We start from the raw sequence: 20,963 nt of genomic DNA, 5'->3' as shown, positions 1-20,963 counted from the left end.
GGCGGGTGTGGACCGACGCGGTCTGGTGGTGAACGTTCGGCCCGAGCGGCGCGAGGAGTACCTCGCCCTGCACCGGGCGGTGTGGCCCCGGGTGGAGCAGACCCTGCGCGAGGCGCACGTCACGAACTACACGATCTTCGCGATCGATGACACCCTCATCGCCTACTACGAGTACCTCGGCTCGGACCACGACGCCGATATGGCACGGATCGCCGAGGACCCGGTGACCCGGGAGTGGTGGACCCACACTGACCCGTGTCAGACGCCGTTCGGCGGCGACGGGACGCGGGACGGCGGCTGGCGCGAGGCCGCCGAGGTCTGGCACCTCGACTGACCCCGTACCCGAGTCGCGGGGTCGCGTGGCAGTACGCCGCGCGGCCCCGCGACACGGACTGCCGGGCGCGTCGCTCGGCCCGGCGGTCGCCGTAGTTCAGCGCCGGCGAAAGCTCGGCGGACGCCGTTCGGCGAATGCCCGCCGGCCTTCGGCGGCGTCGGCGGTGGCGAAGCAGATCGTCTGCAGGTCTCGCTCGTACTCCAGCGCCTGGTCCTCCGACATGCTGGTGGCGGCGCGGAGGTTGATCTTCGCGGTCTCGACCGCGATCGGTGCGCGCGCGGCGATCGTGGTGGCGAGTTCACGAGCCCGGGGGAGCAGGCCGTCGGGCGGAAGCACCTCCGAGACCAGGTGCCACCGCAGCGCCTGCTCGGCGTCGATCGGGTCGCCGGTCATCAGCATCTGCGCCGCGTTGCTCGGCCCGGCCGCCCGGGCGAGGAAGGCCGACATGCCCCCGCCGCCGATCCAGCCGAGCTTCACCTCGGGTGCGCCGAAGCTCGCGGTGCTCGCGGAGAGGCGGATGTCGCAGCTCAGTGCCGTTTCGAGGCCGCCGCCGAGGGCGTAGCCGTTGATCGCGGCCAGGGACGGCTTGCGCAGCCGTCGCAGTGCGTCGCAGTAGTCGATCCGGTTGCGGAAGTCCCAGGGCGTCGCGTACCCGTCGAGCGCCCTGATGTCCGACCCGACGCTGAACGCCCGGTCGCCCGCACCGGTCAGCACGACGGCTCGTACCTCGTCGTCGCCGTTGCACGCCTCGACCGCGCTGACCAGGTCGCGGGCCATGGTGGGCGTGACGGCGTTGAGCTTGGCCGGTCGGTCGAGCGTGATCATGGCGATCCGCGCCTCGCGGTCGACCTCGAAGCGCACTCGGCCGTCCGACTCGGCGGGGACAGGGGTGGTCATCGGCTTCTCCTCGCGGGGGTGTGGATCCCGTTCGACCGGGTCGGACGAACGCCTTGACTATATGAATATGACGTCATACGTTTCAAGCGTCCGTGCTCGGCCACCAGAGGGAGAAGTCGGTGCAGATCGTCAGAGCCACCGTCGCGGGAGGCGAGCCCGACCGCGCCGCCGTGCGGACCGAACGCGGCCTGCACCTGCTCCCCAGCGCACTGCACGAGCTGCTTGCCCTGCCGGCGAGCGAGCTCCGCCAGATCGTCGAGGCCGCCGCGGCCGCGGATCCGGTGCCGACGCCCGCCACTGTCGCCCTGCGGGCGCCCGTCAGTGGGCTCACCGAGGTCTGGGCCGCCGGGGTGACCTACGAACGTTCGCGTACCGCCCGGATGGCCGAGAGCGAGCGTGAGGCGGACATCTACGACCGCGTGTACGACGCCGAGCGACCCGAGCTGTTCTTCAAGGCGGCGTCCTGGCGCGTCGTCGGCCCGGGCGGGGCCGTCAGCATCCGGTCGGACTCCGCGGTCAACGTCCCCGAACCCGAACTCGCCGTCGTCGTCAACCGGCACGGCGAGATCGTCGGCTACACGATCTGCGACGACGTGAGCTCGCGCAGCATCGAGGGGGAGAACCCGCTCTACCTGCCGCAGGCGAAGACCTACCTCGGTGCCTGCGCCGTCGGGCCGGGGATCACTCCGGCGTGGGAGGTGCCCGAACCGTACGCGCTGCCGATCCACCTCTCGATCGAGCGGGGCGGCGAGGTCGTCTGGAGCGGCGCGGCGAGCACCGCGCAGCTGCACCGGAAACTGCCCACGCTCGTCGAGTTCCTGTTCCGCGCCGACGAGTTCCCGCACGGTGTCGTGCTCGCCACCGGCACCAGCCTGGTGCCCGACCTTCCGTTCACCCTGCGGGAGGGCGACACCGTCGCCATCGAGATCACCGGTCTGGGCGTACTCACCAATTCGGTCGTCGTGGGCAAGGCCGGCGTGGCCGCGCTCGTCGCGGAGGTGGCCCGATGACCACGGCGTACGTCGAAACCACGAGCGACGAGGTCGCCCGCATCTGTGCGGCCGGCGCGGCGGCCGCGCCCGGCTGGGCGGCAACCCACCGCGAGGACCGCGCCGGTCTGCTCGAAGTGGCGGCGTCGGCCCTCGAATCCCGGGGACCGGAGATCGTCGCGGCCGCCCACGCCGAGACGGCACTCGGTACCCCGCGCCTTACCGGGGAGCTGAAGCGCACCTGTTTCCAGCTGCGCTTCTTCGCTCAGGTGCTGCGCGAAGGCTCGTACCTTGAGGCCACCATCGACCACGCCGACGACTCGCCGATGGGCCCCCGGCCGGATCTGCGCCGGATGCTCGTGCCGATCGGGCCGGTCGCGGTCTTCGGCGCCAGCAACTTCCCCCTGGCGTTCTCGGTGCCGGGCGGCGACACCGTGTCCGCGCTCGCCGCCGGCTGCCCGGTGATCGTCAAGGCCCACGAAGCCCATCCGGCCACGTCCCAGCTCTGCTTCGACGTGCTGAGCGAGGTGCTGCCCGAGGACGTCCTCGGTCTGGTGACGGGTCGCCTGGCCGGTGTCGACCTGGTCCGCGACCCGCATGTCCGGGCGGTCGGCTTCACCGGGTCCACCGCCGGCGGTCGTGCCCTCGCCGACCTCGCCGCCGCCCGGCCCGATCCGATCCCGTTCTATGGCGAACTCGGCAGCGTGAACGCCTTCGTGGTGACACCCGCCGCGGCCGCGGCTCGCGCCACCGAGATCGGCACCGAACTCGCCGGCTCGTTCACGCTGGGCGCCGGCCAGTTCTGCACCAGGCCGGGCCTCGCGTTGGTGCCGACCGGCCGGTACGGCGACACGCTGCGCGACGCGTTGGTCGGGGCCGCGGATGGCCGCACGTTCACCATGCTCACCGACGGCATCCGCCGCTCCTACGCCGAAGCGGTCGGCCGGGACGAGCCGCAGGGCTCGGTCACGCCGACGATCGTCGAGCTGCCGGCGGCCGACCTGCCCGAGAACGCCTTCGACGAGGTCTTCGGTCCCTACGTCATCGTGGTCCGCTACGCCGGCACCGCCGAACTCGACGCCGTCGTGCGTCGGCTGCCCGGCGCGCTCACCGCGACGGTGCACGGCGAGGACGACGACGACCTCGCGGTCGAGCTCGCCCGTACGCTGCCCGCCCGGGTCGGCCGGCTGGTGTGGAACGGCTACCCGACCGGAGTGTCGGTGGGCTGGGCCCAGCAGCACGGCGGCCCCTGGCCCGGTACCAACACCCTGCACACGTCCGTGGGCGCCACCGCGATCCGCCGCTTCCTGCGCCCGGTCGCCTGGCAGTCAGCCCCGTACGCCGTCCTGCCCGCGGAGCTGCGGGACGACTACGACCGTATTCCGCGTCGTGTCGACGGCACTCTCCGTCTTCCCTCCGAGAACCAGAGGTAGCCGTGTCCGTACTGGGTGGATATCGCGTGCTGGACCTGTCGATCGCGATGGCCGGGCCACTGGCCGCCATGCGCCTCGGCGACCTGGGCGCGGACGTGGTCAAGATCGAACCTGTCACGGGGGAGTGGCAGCGTCACACCTCGGCGGGCGGCGCGGTGGGCAACGAGGTCAACGCGTCGTTCCTGTCGCTCAACCGCAACAAGCGCAGCCTCGCCGTCGACCTCAAGAGTGAGGCGGGGCGTGCGCTGGTGCTGCGGCTGGCCGCCGAGGCCGACGTCGTGCTGCAGAACTACCGACCGGGCGTCGCGGCCCGGCTCGGCATGGACTACGAGTCGATCCGCGCGATCAATCCCGAGATCGTCTACGTCTCCATCAGCGGCTACGGCGAATCCGGCCCGTACACCCACCGGCCCGGCCAGGACCTGCTGTTGCAGAGCCTCAGTGGCGCTCTCTACAGCGCCGGCCGCAGCGAGGACCCGCCCCAGGCCGGCCCCTACTTCGTGGCCGACGCGATCACCGCGTACTCGGCCTTCGAGGGCGTGTTGGCCGCGCTGTTGCATCGCGAGCGTACGGGCGTGGGCCAGAAGGTCGAGGTCAACATGCTCGACGCGATGATCGCGATGCAGATGCAGGAGCTGTCGGTGCGTACGGTCGGTGGCGTCCGACAGTCCCGTGGGCACGAGATCCACGCGCACTCCTACATCCGCGCGCCGTACGGGATCTTCCCCACCAGCGACGGGTACGTCGCGCTGGCGTTCGCCGATCTCTCGGTGCTCGGCGAGGTCTTCGGTGACCCCGAGCTCGGCCGGTGGGACGCCGAGCGGGACGGCTTTCGGCACCGCGACGCCATCTCCGCGGCGGTGGGGCGGCACCTGCGTACCAACACCACGGCGTTCTGGCTCGAGTGTCTCGGCGGCCGGGGCGTCTGGGTCGGTCCGGTGAACTCCTACGACGAAGTGCTGGACGACCCGCAGGTCCGGCACAACGGCAGCTTCGTCACCTACGACCACCCGACCGAGGGCAGCGTCACCACGCCGGGCTTCGCGTTCCGCCTGACCGCGACGCCCCCGGCCGTCGAGCGCGGCGCCCCGACGGCCGGACAGCACACCGCCGAACTCCTCGGGGAGCTCGGGCTCACCGAGGACCAGATCGACGCGCTTCTGCAGGACAAGGTCGTCGCGTGACCCTCACCGGGATGACCTGGGACCATCCGCGCGCGTGGCTCGGGCTGGAGGCGTTCGAGGCCAGCGGCGTAGCTCCGCTGGTGGCGTGGGACCGGCAGCCGCTGTCGGCGTTCGAGGCGTACCCGATCGCCCGGCTCGCCGAGACCCACGACTTCATGGTCGTCGACCACCCGGGGCTCGGTGCCGCGGTCCGCGCCGGGGCGCTGGTGGCCTTCGAGGACCTGGTGGATCCGGCGCTCGTGGACCAGTGGCTGCGCAGCGCCGTCGGCGCCAGCGGCGCGAGCTACGAGGTCGGTGGCCGCACCTGGGCCGTGCCGATCGACGCCGCCGCGCAGGTTTCGGTCCGCCGTCCCGACGCCGGCGTGCCGGTCGTACGACGGTGGGAGGACGTGCCGGCGGTCGCCGCCGAGCATCCCGTGGCGCTCTGCCTGGCCGGACCGCACGCCGGTCTGACGCTGCTGGCGATGTGCTCGGGTGTCGCGTCGGAGCACCTGCTCGACCCGGCGACCGCGACCGACGCCGTCGACCTGCTGCGTGCGGTGTTCAGGATCGCCGACCGGGAACTGTCGTTGCTGGACCCGATCGGCATCCATGACGGCCTCGCCGACGGCTCGGGCGCGACCTGGTGCCCGCTGGCCTACGGCTACGTCACCTACGCCGACCGCCTGGCCTGGTCGGACGCGCCGAGTTGGCGCGGCGATCACCCGCTGAGCGTGCTCGGCGGCACCGGTCTCGCCGTCGCCGCCCGGTCGGCCGGCGACCCCGAGGTCCGCGCCTGGGTGCACGCGTTCCTCGACGAGCGGGTGCAGACCGGGCTGGTGCCGCGGGCCGGCGGCCAGCCCGCGCACCGTGCGGTGTGGACCGGGACCAGGCCGTTCTACGCCGACACGGTCGCGACCCTCGACGCAGCGTGGGTTCGACCCCGCGTCCCGGGCTGGATCCCGCTCCAGGACGAGCTCTCGGAGCTGGTCCGGGAGGCCATTGTCGAGGACCGGGACGCGGCGGCGGCGGTCGACAAGGTCAACGCGGCCTACGCGGACCTGCTGCGGGTAGCCCACCACGAGAAAGGAGAGCGGTCATGGGTGTTGCCGTCGTAACCGGCGCGGGCGGGTCGCTCGGCCACGCGATCGCGCAGCGGCTGGCGCACGACGGGCAGCGGCTGGCCATCACCGATGTCGCCGAGCACACGCTGAAGGAGACCGTCGACGCGCTCGGCGGCGACGTGTTCGCACGGGTCGTGGACCTGCGCGACGCGGACGCGCTGGCGGCGTTCTTCACCGACGCCCGCCGCGAGGTCGGCCCGGTGACCGCGCTGGTCAACAACGCCGCGATCTATCCGACCGTGCCGTTCCTCGAGATGGAACTCGCCGACTACGAGTCGGTCCACGCGGTGAACCAACGGGGCTACTGGCTGTGCGCGCAGCTCGCCGGCCGGCAGATGGTCGAGGCCGGGACCGACGAGGACCGCTCGATCGTCAACATCGCCTCGATCACCATGCACGGAGGCTGGGAGAAGCTGGCGGCCTACGTCACCACCAAGGGTGGTGCGGTCGCGCTGACGCGGGCGCTCGCGCGCGAACTCGGACCGCGCGGCATCCGCGTCAACGCGGTCTCGCCCGGTGCGTTCAAGACCGCCGCCGAGGAGATCTACGACGACCCGGAGGCGTACAGCGCCATGGTCGTCGAGCGGCAGGCGCTCAAGCGTCGGGGTACGCCCGCCGAACTCGCCGCAGTCGTGTCGTTCCTGACCGGTCCGGACGCCGCCTTCGTCACCGGTCAGACCCTCGAAGTCAACGGCGGCTGGGTGATGGCATGAGCGAGCAGACGCACCGCACTCCGACCCGTCGCGATCTCGCGCGCCACACCGGCGACATCCGCGCCTACGGTGGGGTGCGCGCCGTGGTGCTCGACGACGGCGTCGAGCGCGGCATCCGTGTGCTGGAGTTCAGCACGGGCGGTGGCCTCTATTTCGAGGTTCTCGTCGATCGTGCGATGGACATCGGCGTGGCCGAGTTCGACGGCGTGTCCGTCGGCTGGCGTTCGCGTACCGGCTTTCGGCACCCCGGGCTGCACGAGTACGCCGACGAGGAGGGCCTGTCCTGGCTGCGCAGCATGTCCGGGCTGGTCGTCACCGGCGGGCTCGACCACACGCTGTTCGGCGGTGACGTCGACGCCACCCACTATCGGTACCCGCCCAAGCAGACGGTGCGTCACGGTCTGCACGGTCGGGTCGCCAACATCCCCGCGCGGTTGACCGGCTACGGCGAGCAGTGGGTGAGCGACGACCGCTGCGTGCTCTGGGCCGAGGGTGAGGTGGTGCAGGCCACCAACTTTGGTGAGCACCTGGTGCTGCGCCGTCGTATCGAGGCCGACCTGGGCGGCACCGAGATCCGGCTGACCGACCGGGTGACCAACGCCGGGTTCGATCCGACACCGCACATGTTCCTCTACCACGTCAACGTCGGCTGGCCGTTCCTCGACGAGGGCACCCGCTTCGTCGCCGACGTCGAGGAGACGGTGTGGCAGACCGAGAGTGTGGACGAGCAGGGCGTCGACCACCGGACGTTCCACGCGCCGCTGCCCGGCTTTGTCGAGCAGGTCTACGAGCACCGACTCCGCGCCGACGAGAAGGGGCGGCACCGGGTCGGCCTGGTCAACGACGTACGCGCGATGGCGTTCGAGCTCGACGTCGACGCGTCCGCGTTCCCGTGCTTCTTCCAGTGGCTGAACCTGCGTGAGGGCGGCTGGGCGGTCGGGCTGGAGCCGTCCACCCACCACGTCGCGGGCGACGCCGCCGCGCGCGCGGACGGCAGCATGATCTGGCTCGAACACGGCGAGGAGCGCCGCTACGAGTCGGTGTTCCGCTTCGGCCGGACCGGGCGCTAGGAGTGCTTGGGCTGCTTCCCGGCATGGTCCGGGAGCCGGCGACGACGCCACGAGTCGAGGATGTGCCCGTTCATGGCGTCCTGCGCGCGGACGGCGTCCTGACCGGTGATGGCGGCGTGGATGGCCTCGTGTTCGTGCAGGGTGATGGCGAACGCGTCGGGCGTGTCCACGCCGTGGTAGCGCCAGCTCTCCAGGGCACGCTCCATCAGGATGCGGGCGATGCTCTCCGCGAGCCGGTTGCCGGAGATGTCCATCACGACCCCGTGGAACTCCAGGTCCGCGGTGCGGAAGGCCGCCTGGTCGTCGACCGTCTCGCGCATTCGCTGCAGGGCGCGGTCGAGCCGCTCCAGCTCGGCGTCGGTACGCGCGCGCGCCGCCTCGGCGGCCATGACCGACTCCAGTTGGGCCCGGACGACGCTGAGCTCGTCGAGGATGCCCAGGGTCTCGTCGTGCTTGATCAGCGAGGTCAGCACCACCCGGTCCAGGAGGTTCCAGGACGTCATGGAGCGGACCTGGGTGCCGCGGCCCCGCGCGATGGTGACGAGGCCCTTCTCCTCGACCCGCTTGACCGACTCGCGGATAACCGTCCGGCTCACGCCGAACTGTTCGCTGAGCGGCCCCTCGGGCGGCAGCGACTCGCCGGGCCGCAGCTTGCCGGAGACGACGGCGTCGACGAGGTCTTCCACGACGGCGACGCCGAGCATTGGGGCAGGGGGGCGCTTCTCGGCCAACACCATCCTGGGGGCACCCTCGTCGCGTTCACGCGCCATCCCCGAAGTGTAGGACCTCATACCCCACCCCACTGTGCTCTGCCGCTCGTGGCGGAACCTCCATCGACCCAACATCAGACATCATACGTTATGCTTCCCGGTATCCCCGCCGGACACGCCTGCCTCCGCCTCGGACTGCACGGGGAGGCACGCGCCCTCGGCAGTTCTCGTCGTGTCACCTCGGCACCGCCCGTCGTCGGTGCCCGGCCGACCCGGCCACTCTTCTCGGCCGCCGCGGCGTGACCGTGCCCGGCCGTGGGCCGGGAGCCACTGCTGATCCACCGAACGAAAGCGAGTTCAGGAATGCTGAGCGCGTCCTACGTCGGGAACCGCACCTTCGACGTCGGCGAGACCGATGCCGCGCGGCCCGGCCGAGGCCAGGTGCAGATCGCCGTCGCCTACGCCGGCATCTGCGGGACCGACCTGCACATCTTCCACGGCGACATGGACGCCCGGGTACGCGCGCCAGCGGTCATCGGTCACGAGATGTCCGGCACCGTGGCCGCGCTCGGTGACGGCGTCAGCGGCTGGTCGGTCGGCGACCCGGTGACGGTGATGCCGCTGGAGTGGGACGACACCTGCCCCGCGTGTCGCGCCGGCCACCGGCACATCTGCCAGAACCTGGTCTTCGTCGGCATCGACTCACCGGGTGCGCTCCAGGGTCGCTGGAACGTGCGCGCCGACCTGCTCGTCCCGCTCCCCGAAGGGCTGTCCCTCCAACACGCCGCGCTGGTCGAGCCGGTCGCTGTCGCCGTGCACGACGTACGTCGCTCCGGGCTGGCCGCCGGGGACCGTACCGTCGTCCTCGGAGGCGGACCGATCGGCGTGCTGATCGCGGTCGTCGCGCGTGAGGCCGGTGCCGAGGTGCTGCTCGCCGAGCCTGACGAGCGCCGCCGTGCGACCGCTGCCGAGCTCGGTTTCCGTACCGCCGACCCGGGCGACCTGGTCGAACTGGTGCAGGAGTGGACCGGCGGGGCCGGTGCCGACGTGGCCTTCGAGGTGTCCGGCGCCGCGCCGGCGGTGCTCGCGGCGACGGACGTCGTCCGGGTCCGCGGCACGGTCGTCGTCGTGGCGATCCACCCACAGCCCCGGCCGATGAACCTGCAGCGGGTGTTCTGGCGGGAGCTGACGATCCTCGGCGCCCGCGTGTACGAGCGCGCCGACTTCGAGCGGGCCGTCGAGCTGCTCGCCGCCGGCGTCGTCCCCGCCGACGCCGTGATCACCACGGTGGTGCCGCTCACCGAGGTCGCGGACGCGTTCGCGACTCTGGAGTCCGGGCGAGCCATGAAGATTCTGGTCGACTGTGGAGGTGCCCCGTGAGTGGCTTCGACCTGACCGGGAAGCTCGCCGTCGTCACCGGCGCCCGGCGCGGCATCGGGCTCGCCATGGCCGTCGCGCTCGCCGAGGCAGGCGCGGACGTCGTCGGCGTCAGCGCCCAGCTCGAGGCGCGTAGCGAGGTCGGTGACCGGGTCGCGGCGACCGGTCGTACGTTCGAGGGCCGTCGCTGCGACTTCGCCGACCGGCAGGCCGTCCTCGCCCTCGGCGCGGAGCTCGCCGAGCGGCGGCCCGACATCCTGCTCAACAACGCCGGCACCATCCGCCGTCAGCCGGCTGCCGAGCACGCCCTGGATCTGTGGGACGAGGTGCTCGCGGTGAACCTCTCCGCGCAGTTCGCGTTCACCCAGCTCATTGCCCGACCGATGCTCGAACGTGGATCGGGCAAGGTGGTCTTCACCGCCTCGCTGCTGAGCTTTCAGGGCGGGGTCAACGTCCCGGGGTACGCCGCGTCCAAGTCCGGGATCGCCGGCCTCACCCGCGCACTCGCCAACGAGTGGGCACCCCGCGGCGTGAACGTCAACGCGATCGCGCCCGGATACATCGCCACCGACAACACGCAGGCGCTGCGGGACGATCCGGAGCGCCGCCGCTCGATCCTCGAACGCATTCCGGCGGGCCGTTGGGGAGCGGCCGCCGATCTCGCCGGGGCCACGGTGTTCCTGTGCGGCCCGGCCTCGGACTACGTGCACGGCGTGGTGCTCCCGGTCGACGGCGGCTGGCTGGGCCGATGATCCAGGCCCGACCGGTCCGTGGCACTTCACATCAGACGTCATACCTTTTAGGATGAGCTGGCGATGCCAACAGGAGAACTGATGTTGAGGGTCTTCCCGAGAATCGGTGGGAGCGGAGGTGCCACATGCGTATCACGGGCTACCGCACGCTGAGCACGCTGCACCGGTGGAACCGACCGATCGGCGATGTCAACGGGTACGTCGAGTCCGGCGTGACGAGCATTCCGCTCGTACTGGTCGACACCGACGACGGGCTGACCGGCGTGGGGCTCGGCAACCACGACCGGCTGGGGTCGGTGTTCCCGGCGCTGCTCGGTGAGGACCCCCGTGCCGTCACCGCGCTCTACGACCGGATGCTGGCCTGGGCCTTCAAGACCGGTCACGGTGGCGCGACATTCGGCGCGATCGGCGCCCTCGACATGGCCCTGTGGGACCTCAAGGCGAAGGCCGCCGATCAGCCGCTGTGGCGGATGCTCGGGGCCCGCGACCGGGTCGTGCCGGGCTACGCCTCCAGCCTCGACGGGCCGCTCGACGACGACGAGCTGATCCGGGTGCAGACCGCGTTCGCCGAACGCGGCTTCCGCGCCGTCAAGCTGAAGGGCGGCCTCGACCTCGACGGCGACCTGCGTCGGCTCGCGCTGCTGCGGGACGTCTACACGTCGACGACGGGCAGCGTGCCGCGTCTCATGCTCGACGCGAACGAGTCGTGGTCCCGCAAGGAGGCCGTCGCCTACGTCCACCGGCTCGAACAGCAGATCGATCTGGCCTGGATCGAGGAGCCGGTGCGCCGGTGGGACGTCGACGGCCACGCGATGATCAGTCGGGCGGTCCGCGCCGCGGTCGCCACCGGCGAGAACCTCACCGGCCTGGAGCAGTTCCGCCCGCTGATCCAGGCCGGCGCCGTCGACGTGCTGCAGACCGGGAGTGTCTGGGGCATCACCCACTTCCTGCGGGTGGCCGCGCTGGCCCATGCGTTCGACCTGCCGGTCAGCCCGGTCGGCTACAACGCGAACCCACTCGCGCACGCCGCGGCCAGCATCCCGAACCATCTCGCCATCGAGGTGCAGGACCTGACGTTCCCGGTCGGCCTCACCGTCGACCAGGAGATCGTGGACGGATCGCTGCTCCTCGGTGACTCACCCGGGCTGGGGTACGACGTCGACGAGGCGGCGATCGCCGCGTTGGCCGACTCCATGAACTGGGGTGGTGCGGCCGGTCCGCACGTACGCCCGGACCGGGCCGGCAAGCGGCTGCTGGCCCCCGAGCCGCACCTCTTCGCGTCCACGTCGAGCGCCGTCGACCCGACCCAGGATGGCCATGTCCATCCGCATTGACGCCCACCACCACGTCTGGGACCTGACCCGCCGGCCCCAGCCGTGGACCGAGGAGCTGCCGGCGTTGCGGCGATCCTTCGGCTTCGACGAGCTCGCACCCGAGCTGCGTAGGACGGAGATCGCGGGCACCGTCGTGGTGCACACTGTCGCGAGCCTCGCGGAGACCCACGAACTGCTGGCGCTCGCGGAGCGCGAAGAGCTCGTCCGTGGCGTCGTCGGATGGTTCGACCTTGAAGCGCTCGACCTCCCCGACGTCCTCGCCGCGGCCCGATGCCTTCCCGGTGGTCGGCATCTGGTCGGTGCCCGTCACCAGTTGCAGTCAGAGCCGGACCAGGACTGGCTGGACCGGCCGGACGTCCGCCGTGGACTCCAGGAACTCGCCCAGCACGGTCTCGTCTATGACCTCGTGGTCGCACCCGGGCAGTTGCCGCTGGTGACCCGCGTCGTGGCCGACCTGCCGGACGTCTCGTTCGTACTCGACCACGCCGGCAAGCCGGCGATCGTGCACGGTGACACCGAGGGCTGGGCCAGCGACATCGCCGCGCTGGCCCGGCTCGACAACGTCGCGGTCAAGCTCTCCGGCCTCGTCACCGAGGCGTCCTGGACGTCGTGGACCCCGGACGACCTGCGGCCGGTGGCCGACACGGTGCTCACGGCCTTCGGCGCCGACCGGGTCATGTTCGGGTCGGACTGGCCGGTCTGCCTGCTCGCCGAGGCGCCCTACGACCGGGTGGTGACCACCTTCGAGGAGCTGATCGCGGTGTTGGACCCGACCGAGCGCGATCTCGTCTGGGGCGGCACCGCCCAGCGTGTCTACGGGCTGGAGGTCGCGTGAGGTCCCGCATCCTCGACCGGACCGGAGTCGCCGTCACCGAACTCGGCTTCGGCGGGGCCTCCCTCGGCAACCTCTACAAGGCGACCGAGGACGCCGTCGGTCAAGCAGCCGTCGCCGCGGCCTACGCGGCCGGCATCCGCTACTTCGACACCGCGCCACACTACGGCCTCGGCCTGTCCGAGCGGCGCCTCGGCCGGGCGCTGGCCGGCCTGCCACGTGCGGATTACGTCGTGTCGACCAAGGTCGGCCGTGCCCTCGACCGCAATCCCCACCCGACCGGCTCGGACCTCGCCACCGGTGGTTTCGACGTACCCGACGATCTGGTTCGCCGCTGGGACTTCTCCGCCGGTGGCGTGCGGCGCAGCCTGGCCGCGAGCCGTGAGCGACTCGGGTTGGAGCACATCGACATCGTCTACGTCCACGACCCCGACCACCACGTCGACCAGGCGATCGCCGAGGCGATCCCCGCCCTGGTGGAGCTGCGCGACCAGGGGGTGATCGGCGCGGTCGGCGTCGGTATGAACCAGTGGCAGGCACCGCTGCGGATGGTCCAGGAGACCGACCTCGACGTGGTGATGCTGGCCGGGCGGTGGACGTTGCTGGACCGTACCGGCCAGCGGCTCCTCGACGCCTGCGCCGCACGAGGCGTGTCGGTCGTCGCGGCCGCACCGTTCAACTCGGGCCTGCTCGCCCGGCCACGGCCCACCGCCGACGCGATGTACGACTACCAGCGGACCCCGGATGATCTGCTGCGTCGGGTCAACGTGCTCGCCGACACCTGCGAGCGCTGGGGCGCGACCCTCCCCGACGCCGCGGTCCAGTTTCCGCTGCGCCATCGGGCCGTCGCCGCCGTCGTCGCCGGTTTGCGGAGCCCCACCCAGGTCTCCCAACTCGTCGCCCGCCACCACGCGGCCCTACCCGAGGCGGCCTGGGCCGAACTCGACTCCTGACACCGACCCACCGTTCGTCGAACCATCAGAAGGAGACGCCTTGCGGCTCGCACGCCTCGGACCCTCGGGCGCGGAGGTCCCCACCGTCGTCGTCGACGGCACCTACCTGGACCTGCGTCCGATCACCGACGACATCGGCCCGGCCTTTCTCGCCTCCAACGGCATCGAACGCGTCGCCGCGGCCGTGGCCGCCGACTCGCTCCAACCGCTTGCCGGCGCAGCGGACCTCCGGATCGGCGCACCGATCTCCCGTCCCGGCAAGATTGTCTGCATCGGGCTCAACTACCGCGACCACGCGGCCGAGACCGGTGCCGCGATCCCGACCGAACCAGTCGTGTTCATGAAGGATCCCTGCACGGTCGTCGGCCCCTTCGACACCGTGTTGATTCCGCGCCGGTCCGCCAAGACCGACTGGGAGGTCGAACTCGGCGTTGTCATCGGCCGTGCGGCGCGCTACCTCGAAACACCGGCGGACGCCCTCGCCTGCGTCGCGGGTTACCTGGTCTCGCACGACGTGTCCGAGCGTGAGTTCCAGCTTGAGCGCGGCGGCCAGTGGGACAAGGGCAAGAGCTGCGAGACCTTCAACCCGGTTGGTCCCGAGCTCGTGACCGCCGACGAGGTCGGCGATCCACAGGACCTCCGGCTGAACCTCTCGGTCAACGGGGTGCGGCGCCAGGACGGCACCACCGCCGACATGGTCTTCCCCGTCGACCACGTGATCTGGTACCTCAGCCAGTTCATGGTCCTGCAACCCGGTGACCTCATCAACACCGGGACCCCGGCCGGCGTCGCGATGGGCCTGGCCGGCCAGCCCTACCTGCGCGCGGGTGACGTGGTCGAGCTCGGGATCACCGGCCTCGGCACCGCCCGGCAGCCGATCGGACAGGCGTGATGGGCGAGTTCAGCGGTCTTGTCGCCGCGGTCACCGGGGGAGCCGCCGGCATCGGCCTCGCGACCGCCGAGCTGTTGGCCGAGCGAGGTTGCCGCGTGGTGGCACTCGACCTTGCGCCCGGCGACGTGCCGACCGGGATCACCGGCGCCTTCTGCGACGTCACCGACCGTGCCTCCGTACGCGCGGCGCTGGCGATGATCCAGGAGACCGAGGGCGGCCTCGACATCCTGGTCAACAACGCGGGTATCAGCGCGGTGGGCACCGTGGAGCAGAACGGCGACGACGAGTGGCACCGGGTGCTCGACGTGAACGTGGTGGGGATGGCCCGAGCGACCGCAGAGGCGCTCCCGATGCTGCGCGCGTCCGAGCACGCGGCCGTCGTCAACGTCTGCTCCATCGCCGCCCTCAACGGCCTGTCCCAGCGGGCGCTCTACAGCGCGAGCAAGGGTGCGGTGCTGGCGCTGACCTTCGCGATGGCGACCGACCACATCCGTGACGGAATCCGGGTCAACTGCGTGTCCCCGGGCACCGTACACACCGGATTCGTCGACCGGATGCTGCAGAAGTTCGACGACCCGGTGGCCGAGAAGGCGGCGCTGGATGCCCGCCAGGCGACCGGCCGCATGGTCGCCCCGGAGGAGGTCGCAGCGGCGATCGCCTATCTCGCCAGCCCGCTGGCGGTCTCGACGACCGGCACCGCGCTCGACGTCGATGGCGGCGTGACGCATCTGCGGGTGCGTCCGACCAGGTCGTAGAGTCTGTCCGCCGCCGGCTTGTTGCCTGCTCCGAAAGGAACCACGTGCGTCCGCCCGCTGTGTTCGTCATGCGCCCCGCGTCGCTCGTCCGGCAGATCTTCGACGCAGAGGCGACCGCGGAGTTGGCCGAGATGCTCGACATCGACCCGGAGCACACCATCACCGACCTGGCGAGTGCCGAGTCACGGCTGCGGCTGCGGCGCGCCGAGGTCGTCATCGGTGGCTGGGGCGCCGAGCCGATCAGCACCGAACTGGCCGCCAGCGTGCGGGCGGTCATCTACGCCGGGGGCGTCGCCGCCACCTGTCTCGACCGGCCAGCGGACTTCGCGGCCAGGGGCGTCGTGGCCGCGAACGCCCGCAGCGCCAATGCCGTCCCGGTCGCCGAGTACGCCCTCGCCATGATCCTGCTGGCCAACAAGCAGACCTTCGCGGCGGAACGTGCCTACCGCGGGACCCGGCAGGCGCCCGACCGGGCGACGCAGCTGACCGACGTCGGCAACTATCGGCGGACGGTGGGCATCGTCGGTGCCGGTCTCATCGCCACCGAGCTGATCGGCAGGCTACGGGGGTTCGACCTCGACGTCATCGTCTTCGATCCGCTCCTGACCGCCGACCGTGCCGCGAGGCTCGGCGTACGCAGGGGCTCGCTGCGGGAGGTGATGGCGACCAGCGACGTGGTCTCCCTGCACCAGGCGGTGACGCCGGAGACGGTCGGGCAGATCGACGCGCACCTGCTCGGCCTGATGCGCGACGGCGCGACGCTGCTGAACACCGCCCGTGGCGCCGTGGTCGACCAGCAGGCGCTCGTGGCCGAGCTGCGGACCGGCCGTATCCACGCGGTCCTGGACGTCACCGAGCCAGAGCCGCTGCCGGCGGACTCCGAGTTGTGGCAGGTGCCCAACCTCGTGCTGACGCCACACATCGCCGGGTCGATGGGCAACGAGCTGCACCGCATCGGGGCGAGCGTCGTCGCCGAGGTCCGTCGGTTCGTCGCGGGCGAGCCGTTCGAACACCCCGAGAAGCTCGGCTGAGAGCGGTGCCGGAAGGGAGGACGACACATGAGCGAACGGAACGCGCTGATCGTACGCGGGGGCTGGGAGGGCCACGATCCCGTCGGGTGTACGGAGGTCTTCCTACCGTTCCTGCGGCGGAGCGGCTTCGCCGTGACCATCAGCGAGGATCTGAGCGTCTACGAGGACGTCCAACTCCTTGAACGGCAGGACCTCATCGTGCACAGCTGGTCCGGCGGCACGTTGACCGCCGGGCAGGAGCAGCACCTCGTCGACGCCGTCGAGGCGGGCGTGGGCTTCGCCGGTTGGCATGGCGGCGTCATCGGGACGAACGTCGCGAACGCCCGCTACCTGCGAATGGTCGGCGGCCGGTTCCTCTGGCACCCCGACGGTCTGCAGCGCTACACGGTGAATGTCGTACCCGACCCGCCGCGCGACGCGGCCATCGTCGCCGGCCTCACCGACTTCGCGGTGGAGACCGAGCAGTACTGGGTCCTCGCCGACGACTACAACACGGTCCTGGCGACCACCCGGTTCGACCTCGACAGCGGGGCGCCCTGGGACCGGCCGGTCGACATGCCCGTGACCTGGACCAGACGCTGGGCCCGTGGCCGGGTGTTCGTCTGCGTGCTCGGCCACCGCGTCGCCGATCTCAAGGTGCCCGAGACGACAACCATGATCGAGCGCGGCCTGCTCTGGGCCGCCCGTCGCGACCCACGATAGGAAGCGGTAACAGTGGTAACCAACGAACGGACGAACCCCGACGTCTCCGCGCTCGCGCGGTGGATGCGGACCTGGATCTCCGACCAGGGGGCGATCCACGGGTTCCACAACCACAGCGTCTGGGGGACCAACCCGTTCACCTTCCTCGACTTCACCAGTGGCCATGCCGCCTTCTCGGCACCGGCGCTGATCGCGTACGCGCGGGCGCTGGCGCGACGCCCCGACGACCGTGGGCTCGAGCTGTGGCGTCGGGCCATGGGGTACCAGTCGCAGGCGGTGCAGCCCGATGGCCAGTACAAGCACATCGGCTTCCAGGTGGGGGAGTCGGCCACCACCGGTCTGATCCACAACGTCGTCGGATCGTTGGGCCTGCTCGGCGCGCTGCAGCACGCCGGCCACCTGCTGCCCGAGGCGATGGTCGGGGACATCCTGACGACCGTGCGTCGCAACCTCGACGCCTGCGAGCGGTACGGGGGAGGCCGCCCGGGTGAGGAGGGCACCTGCAACCAGGAGTACGCGCGAGTCTGGGTCAAGCTGCTCTATTCACAGCTGTCCGGCGACGCGACCTACGTGGACCAGATCGTCGACGACCTCGACACGCTGATCGCCCTGCACCATCACCGTGGCGTACCCGACGAGGAGTGCGTCGCCACCTTCCGCACGGCCCAGGACAAGAACAAGGGTGGGATCCTCGAACCGACCGAGTACTACGGCTTGATGATCGCGCCCCTGGTCCTGGCCTACCGCACCTACGGCCACGGGCGCTTCCTCGACGAGGCCAGGAGGATCTGCCGGCACGTCACCCGTTCGGCCTGGACCGATGCCGACGGCATGACCCGCTTTCACCGATACTGGTTCGTCAACGACCGCCGGGCGGTCAAGACCGATACGCCGATGCTGATCGCCGGTATGGGGTTGACCCTGTACGGGATGGACCAGGTCCTCGCCGAGGGCCACGACCCCGAGTTGGCCGACTTCGTCCAGCGGTGCCTGCGTACGTACGCCCACTATCAGACGCCCGCCGGCTACTTCGCGTCCGCCACCGGCTGGCACAACGAGGCGGACGTCGCGCCGAGCACCGCCTGGCACGCCCACGACATGCTCTTCCTGGTCGACCACCTGGAGACCCCGGAGACGTTCTGGGACGAGGTCTTCGCTGACCGCCCCACCCTGTCGGTCCTGCTGAGCGACCGTGCCTTCTGGGTGGAGGACGACGTGCGCTGGGCGATCCTGAGCCCGCTCACCGCCGGTGATCTCAGCATCTACGGCCGCAAGGACCGGGACACCTTCGCCCGGTCGTTCTTCGCCTGGACCGACCGGGAGCCGCTGCCGGCCGAACTGGAGTTCCCGGACGCGCCGATGTTCTTCGTCGGCAACGACGGGATCTACCGGGTCGACGACGTGCGTCGGCCGGTCGACGTCGCCGTGCTGGGTCGGTTGGGCTACCTCGGCGACATCTGATTACCCAGGCATGTCATCTCGACATAACACCTCGGTAACAAGGCCTTGCGGCCCAAGGTCGGCGCAGACATAAGATGTATGACATATGAAGACCATGGTGGTCCGACACGTTCAACCACTGCTGGTGGAGTGAGACCTCCAGCTCGTTCCGCACAAGAGTCGGCGCGGGCAGTCCCATGGGCCGGGCTCATGGCGTCATCGGCGATACCCCCCTGCTGAAGGCAACGGAGCTGTCATGTCACTTTCAACGAAAAGGCGGGCGTTGCTCGCCCTCGCGCTGGGCGCCGTACCCCTTCTCGCGATCGGCGGGTGCGCACAGGGCGGCGACACGGGCGGGGCACCGAGCACCGTCCGCATGCTCGTGAACATCACCGACAACCTCACCCCCGAATACTGGGACGCGCTCGTCAAGCCGTTCGAGGAGCAGAGCGGGCTCGACGTCAAGATCGAGGCGCCGACCGGCAAGGACGTGGCGAGCACCTTCCCCACCCTGCTCGCGGCCGGCACCGCCCCGGACGTCGTCCAGTCGATCACGCCGCAGACCGACACCGCTCCGGAGCTGGTCGATCTGTCCGGAGAAGACTGGGCCAAGGACACGCCGTTGGTGGACAAGTACGCGATCGACGGCAAGCGACTCGTGGCCGGTGCGGGCATGCAGGCGCAGTCGCTCGTCTTCTACAACAAGAAGGCGTTCCAGGCCGCCGGCATCACCGAGACCCCGAAGTACTGGGACCAGTTCGAGGTCAGCCTCGGCAAGCTCAAGACCGCCGGTTACATACCGCTGCAGACCGGCGGGCAGTGGCTCACCGGCCTCCAGGTGCAGCAGCTCTGGCACCCGACGTTGAACACGCAGCATCCAGACTGGGTGCAGTCCCTGGCGAAGGGCGACCTCGCACTGGGCGATGCCTATGAGCCGATCCTCAAGCGGTACGCCGACTGGATCCACGCCGGATACATCAACAAGTCGGACGTCGGCCTGGACTCGTCGGGCGCGGACGCCAACTTCATCGCGGGCAAGGTCGGCTTCTACACGGGCGGCTCCTGGTTCGCCTCCTCGCTGAAGAAGACCGGCAACCTGCCGTTCGAGGTGGGGGTCTTCTCGCCGCCGGTGGAGAGCGGGCAGGCCTATCCCGGTCCGCAGGGTGCCACGCTCGGCGCGCCGTACAGCATCTGGAAGGGGGCCAAGAACCTCGACGGGGCAAAGGCCCTCGTCAAGTACCTCGTCACGGACAAGAAGGCCATCCAGACGCAGCTGGATGCCGACGGGATCTTCCGCGCCGGCTTCACGACCTCGGTCACCGGTGTCGGTGCGGGTATCCAGGGGATCGTCGACGCGGCCCCGGGGCTCGTACTGCCCGCCAACAACGATGTGCGGATGCCGGTCACCGGGTTCAACCAGGAGTTCACGACGGTCGCCCAGAAGGTCTACAGCGGTACGAGCTCGGGCGACGCCGCGAAATCGCTCAACCAGTGGTTCAAGGACAACCGCAGGTGATCAGGTGACCAGCAGGACATCGCGGCCGCGGGGGTGGCGTGACGTGCTCGTGAAGGCGAGCATGCTCACCCCCGCAGCCGCCATCTACGTGCTCATGCTCGTCGTTCCCGCCGGCTTCGCGGTCTACTACTCGTTCACTCGGTGGAACGGGATGACCTCGCCCAACCAACCCGGTCCCACCTGGGTCGGGCTCGCGAACTACGAGCAGTTGTTCCGCAGCGAGGCGGTGCGAGACACCCTGCTGACGACGGGACTCATCGCCGGCGTCGGCGCCGTGCTGGTGAACGTGGCCGCGCTGGGTCTCGCGGTGCTGCTGCAGAAGAACACCCGGACGAACGTCTTCGCTCGGGTGGTCGCGTTCTACCCGCACGTCCTCGCGGTACTCGTCGTCGGATACCTGTGGCAGGCACTGCTCGGCCCGCAGGGGGCCGTCAACAACGTGATCAGCAAGCTCGGCGCGTCGCCGCTGCCGTTCCTCTCCGACCCGACGTGGGCGCTGTGGACGATGATCTTCGTTATCGTCTGGGGTCTGCTCGGCGTCCAGTTGGTGCTCTACCTCGCCGGTCTGCAGGCCATTCCGCGGGAGTTGCTGGAGGCGGCGCGCATCGACGGCGCGACCCGGTGGCAGGTGTTCCGATCGGTCACCTGGCCGGGGCTCGCGCCGAGCGCGACGGTAGCGATGATCACGTCGCTCATCACGCTGCTGAAGACTTACGACATCGTCGTCTCGTTCACCGGCGGGGGCCCGGGGGGCGCGACTCGGACCCTGGCGTACAACGTCTTGTTCATCGAATTCACCGAGAACCGGCGGGTCGGCCAAGCCTGCGCTCAGGCCCTGCTGCTGATGCTGATCGCGGCCGCGCTGTCGTTCACCGTGCTGCGGCTACGCCGTCGCGCCGAAGAGGGAGCGGAGTCCGTCGGATGAGAACACGTCGGCGGGGGGTCC

Annotated in this window: 21 protein-coding genes; 19 read left to right on the top strand and 2 right to left on the bottom strand. The window is 70.6% G+C overall.

The window, feature by feature from the left end:
- The first annotated feature begins 7 nt into the window (after nucleotides 1-7).
- Complete coding sequence (locus tag ACFQGL_RS12930; RefSeq protein WP_377510549.1) at nucleotides 8-334, top strand: L-rhamnose mutarotase; 327 nt, start codon at nucleotides 8-10, stop codon at nucleotides 332-334.
- A 96-nt stretch (nucleotides 335-430) separates the two neighbouring features.
- Here ACFQGL_RS12930 and ACFQGL_RS12925 read toward each other — a convergent pair whose 3' ends face one another.
- Nucleotides 431-1,231 carry an enoyl-CoA hydratase/isomerase family protein gene (locus tag ACFQGL_RS12925; protein ID WP_377510546.1) on the bottom strand — a complete coding sequence of 267 codons (801 nt, stop codon included), beginning with the start codon at nucleotides 1,229-1,231 and terminating at the stop codon, nucleotides 431-433.
- Nucleotides 1,232-1,350: 119 nt separating this feature from the next.
- Here ACFQGL_RS12925 and ACFQGL_RS12920 point away from each other — a divergent pair, with 119 nt between their 5' ends.
- Genes ACFQGL_RS12920 through ACFQGL_RS12895 form a run of 6 tightly spaced genes read left to right on the top strand, consistent with a single transcriptional unit; the run spans nucleotide 1,351 to nucleotide 7,723 of the window.
- The gene (locus ACFQGL_RS12920) at nucleotides 1,351-2,241 is read left to right on the top strand and encodes a fumarylacetoacetate hydrolase family protein (protein ID WP_377510543.1); all 891 of its coding nucleotides are present in this window, start codon (nucleotides 1,351-1,353) and stop codon (nucleotides 2,239-2,241) included.
- Entirely contained in the window at nucleotides 2,238-3,653 is a 1,416-nt protein-coding gene (locus ACFQGL_RS12915; RefSeq protein WP_377510540.1) for an aldehyde dehydrogenase (NADP(+)), read from the top strand. The genes ACFQGL_RS12920 and ACFQGL_RS12915 overlap by 4 nt, the downstream gene beginning before the upstream one ends.
- Nucleotides 3,654-3,655: 2 nt before the next feature.
- Entirely contained in the window at nucleotides 3,656-4,837 is a 1,182-nt protein-coding gene (locus tag ACFQGL_RS12910; protein WP_377510537.1) for a CaiB/BaiF CoA transferase family protein, read from the top strand.
- Nucleotides 4,834-5,934, top strand: coding sequence for a hypothetical protein (locus ACFQGL_RS12905; protein ID WP_377510534.1), 1,101 nt, complete (start codon nucleotides 4,834-4,836; stop codon nucleotides 5,932-5,934). Before ACFQGL_RS12910 ends, ACFQGL_RS12905 begins: the two co-directional genes overlap by 4 nt.
- Entirely contained in the window at nucleotides 5,916-6,653 is a 738-nt protein-coding gene (locus ACFQGL_RS12900) for an SDR family NAD(P)-dependent oxidoreductase (protein ID WP_377510531.1), read from the top strand. The genes ACFQGL_RS12905 and ACFQGL_RS12900 overlap by 19 nt, the downstream gene beginning before the upstream one ends.
- Nucleotides 6,650-7,723, top strand: a complete 1,074-nt coding sequence (locus tag ACFQGL_RS12895; protein WP_377510528.1) for an aldose 1-epimerase family protein — start codon at nucleotides 6,650-6,652, stop codon at nucleotides 7,721-7,723. The genes ACFQGL_RS12900 and ACFQGL_RS12895 overlap by 4 nt, the downstream gene beginning before the upstream one ends.
- Here ACFQGL_RS12895 and ACFQGL_RS12890 read toward each other — a convergent pair.
- Complete coding sequence (locus ACFQGL_RS12890) at nucleotides 7,720-8,493, bottom strand: FadR/GntR family transcriptional regulator (RefSeq protein WP_377510525.1); 774 nt, start codon at nucleotides 8,491-8,493, stop codon at nucleotides 7,720-7,722. The two genes, ACFQGL_RS12895 and ACFQGL_RS12890, sit on opposite strands and share 4 nt — an antisense overlap.
- A 303-nt stretch (nucleotides 8,494-8,796) precedes the next feature.
- Between ACFQGL_RS12890 and ACFQGL_RS12885 the strand changes: the two genes are divergently transcribed.
- The 12 genes from ACFQGL_RS12885 (at nucleotide 8,797) to ACFQGL_RS12830 (ending at nucleotide 20,942) form a co-directional block, all read left to right on the top strand.
- Nucleotides 8,797-9,813, top strand: a complete 1,017-nt coding sequence (locus ACFQGL_RS12885; RefSeq protein WP_377510523.1) for a zinc-dependent alcohol dehydrogenase — start codon at nucleotides 8,797-8,799, stop codon at nucleotides 9,811-9,813.
- Nucleotides 9,810-10,562: an SDR family oxidoreductase gene (locus ACFQGL_RS12880; protein WP_377510520.1), complete on the top strand. Its 753-nt coding sequence runs from the start codon at nucleotides 9,810-9,812 to the stop codon at nucleotides 10,560-10,562. Before ACFQGL_RS12885 ends, ACFQGL_RS12880 begins: the two co-directional genes overlap by 4 nt.
- A gap of 125 nt (nucleotides 10,563-10,687) precedes the next feature.
- The gene (locus tag ACFQGL_RS12875) at nucleotides 10,688-11,896 is read left to right on the top strand and encodes a mandelate racemase/muconate lactonizing enzyme family protein (protein ID WP_377510517.1); all 1,209 of its coding nucleotides are present in this window, start codon (nucleotides 10,688-10,690) and stop codon (nucleotides 11,894-11,896) included.
- Complete coding sequence (locus tag ACFQGL_RS12870; RefSeq protein WP_377510514.1) at nucleotides 11,880-12,731, top strand: amidohydrolase family protein; 852 nt, start codon at nucleotides 11,880-11,882, stop codon at nucleotides 12,729-12,731. The genes ACFQGL_RS12875 and ACFQGL_RS12870 overlap by 17 nt, the downstream gene beginning before the upstream one ends.
- Nucleotides 12,728-13,681 carry an aldo/keto reductase gene (locus tag ACFQGL_RS12865; protein ID WP_377510511.1) on the top strand — a complete coding sequence of 318 codons (954 nt, stop codon included), beginning with the start codon at nucleotides 12,728-12,730 and terminating at the stop codon, nucleotides 13,679-13,681. The genes ACFQGL_RS12870 and ACFQGL_RS12865 overlap by 4 nt, the downstream gene beginning before the upstream one ends.
- A 40-nt stretch (nucleotides 13,682-13,721) precedes the next feature.
- Entirely contained in the window at nucleotides 13,722-14,573 is an 852-nt protein-coding gene (locus ACFQGL_RS12860; RefSeq protein ID WP_377510508.1) for a fumarylacetoacetate hydrolase family protein, read from the top strand.
- Entirely contained in the window at nucleotides 14,573-15,328 is a 756-nt protein-coding gene (locus ACFQGL_RS12855; protein ID WP_377510505.1) for an SDR family NAD(P)-dependent oxidoreductase, read from the top strand. The genes ACFQGL_RS12860 and ACFQGL_RS12855 overlap by 1 nt, the downstream gene beginning before the upstream one ends.
- A gap of 44 nt (nucleotides 15,329-15,372) precedes the next feature.
- The gene (locus ACFQGL_RS12850) at nucleotides 15,373-16,359 is read left to right on the top strand and encodes a hydroxyacid dehydrogenase (RefSeq protein ID WP_377510502.1); all 987 of its coding nucleotides are present in this window, start codon (nucleotides 15,373-15,375) and stop codon (nucleotides 16,357-16,359) included.
- Nucleotides 16,360-16,386: 27 nt separating this feature from the next.
- Nucleotides 16,387-17,061 (top strand): ThuA domain-containing protein, encoded by a 675-nt coding sequence (locus tag ACFQGL_RS12845; protein ID WP_377510499.1) that lies wholly within the window; start codon nucleotides 16,387-16,389, stop codon nucleotides 17,059-17,061.
- Nucleotides 17,062-17,073: 12 nt separating this feature from the next.
- Entirely contained in the window at nucleotides 17,074-18,522 is a 1,449-nt protein-coding gene (locus ACFQGL_RS12840) for a hypothetical protein (protein ID WP_377510496.1), read from the top strand.
- Nucleotides 18,523-18,757: 235 nt separating this feature from the next.
- Nucleotides 18,758-20,017 (top strand): ABC transporter substrate-binding protein, encoded by a 1,260-nt coding sequence (locus tag ACFQGL_RS12835; protein ID WP_377510493.1) that lies wholly within the window; start codon nucleotides 18,758-18,760, stop codon nucleotides 20,015-20,017.
- Between the two features lie 43 nt (nucleotides 20,018-20,060).
- Nucleotides 20,061-20,942 carry a carbohydrate ABC transporter permease gene (locus ACFQGL_RS12830; RefSeq protein WP_377510490.1) on the top strand — a complete coding sequence of 294 codons (882 nt, stop codon included), beginning with the start codon at nucleotides 20,061-20,063 and terminating at the stop codon, nucleotides 20,940-20,942.
- Nucleotides 20,943-20,963 lie beyond the last annotated feature (21 nt).

Source organism: Micromonospora vulcania, assembly GCF_042658605.1.
GTDB lineage: Bacteria > Actinomycetota > Actinomycetes > Mycobacteriales > Micromonosporaceae > Micromonospora > Micromonospora vulcania.
This window is presented reverse-complemented; position numbering and strand designations above follow the sequence as displayed.

Coding starts and splice junctions, on each gene's coding strand:
- ACFQGL_RS12855 (WP_377510505.1), top strand. CDS start 14,573: ATGGGCGAGTTCAGCGGTCTTGTCGCCGCGGTCACCGGGGGAGCCGCC.
- ACFQGL_RS12925 (WP_377510546.1), bottom strand. CDS start 1,231: ATGACCACCCCTGTCCCCGCCGAGTCGGACGGCCGAGTGCGCTTCGAG.
- ACFQGL_RS12915 (WP_377510540.1), top strand. CDS start 2,238: ATGACCACGGCGTACGTCGAAACCACGAGCGACGAGGTCGCCCGCATC.
- ACFQGL_RS12890 (WP_377510525.1), bottom strand. CDS start 8,493: ATGGCGCGTGAACGCGACGAGGGTGCCCCCAGGATGGTGTTGGCCGAG.
- ACFQGL_RS12900 (WP_377510531.1), top strand. CDS start 5,916: ATGGGTGTTGCCGTCGTAACCGGCGCGGGCGGGTCGCTCGGCCACGCG.
- ACFQGL_RS12895 (WP_377510528.1), top strand. CDS start 6,650: ATGAGCGAGCAGACGCACCGCACTCCGACCCGTCGCGATCTCGCGCGC.
- ACFQGL_RS12885 (WP_377510523.1), top strand. CDS start 8,797: ATGCTGAGCGCGTCCTACGTCGGGAACCGCACCTTCGACGTCGGCGAG.
- ACFQGL_RS12835 (WP_377510493.1), top strand. CDS start 18,758: ATGTCACTTTCAACGAAAAGGCGGGCGTTGCTCGCCCTCGCGCTGGGC.
- ACFQGL_RS12870 (WP_377510514.1), top strand. CDS start 11,880: ATGTCCATCCGCATTGACGCCCACCACCACGTCTGGGACCTGACCCGC.
- ACFQGL_RS12875 (WP_377510517.1), top strand. CDS start 10,688: ATGCGTATCACGGGCTACCGCACGCTGAGCACGCTGCACCGGTGGAAC.
- ACFQGL_RS12845 (WP_377510499.1), top strand. CDS start 16,387: ATGAGCGAACGGAACGCGCTGATCGTACGCGGGGGCTGGGAGGGCCAC.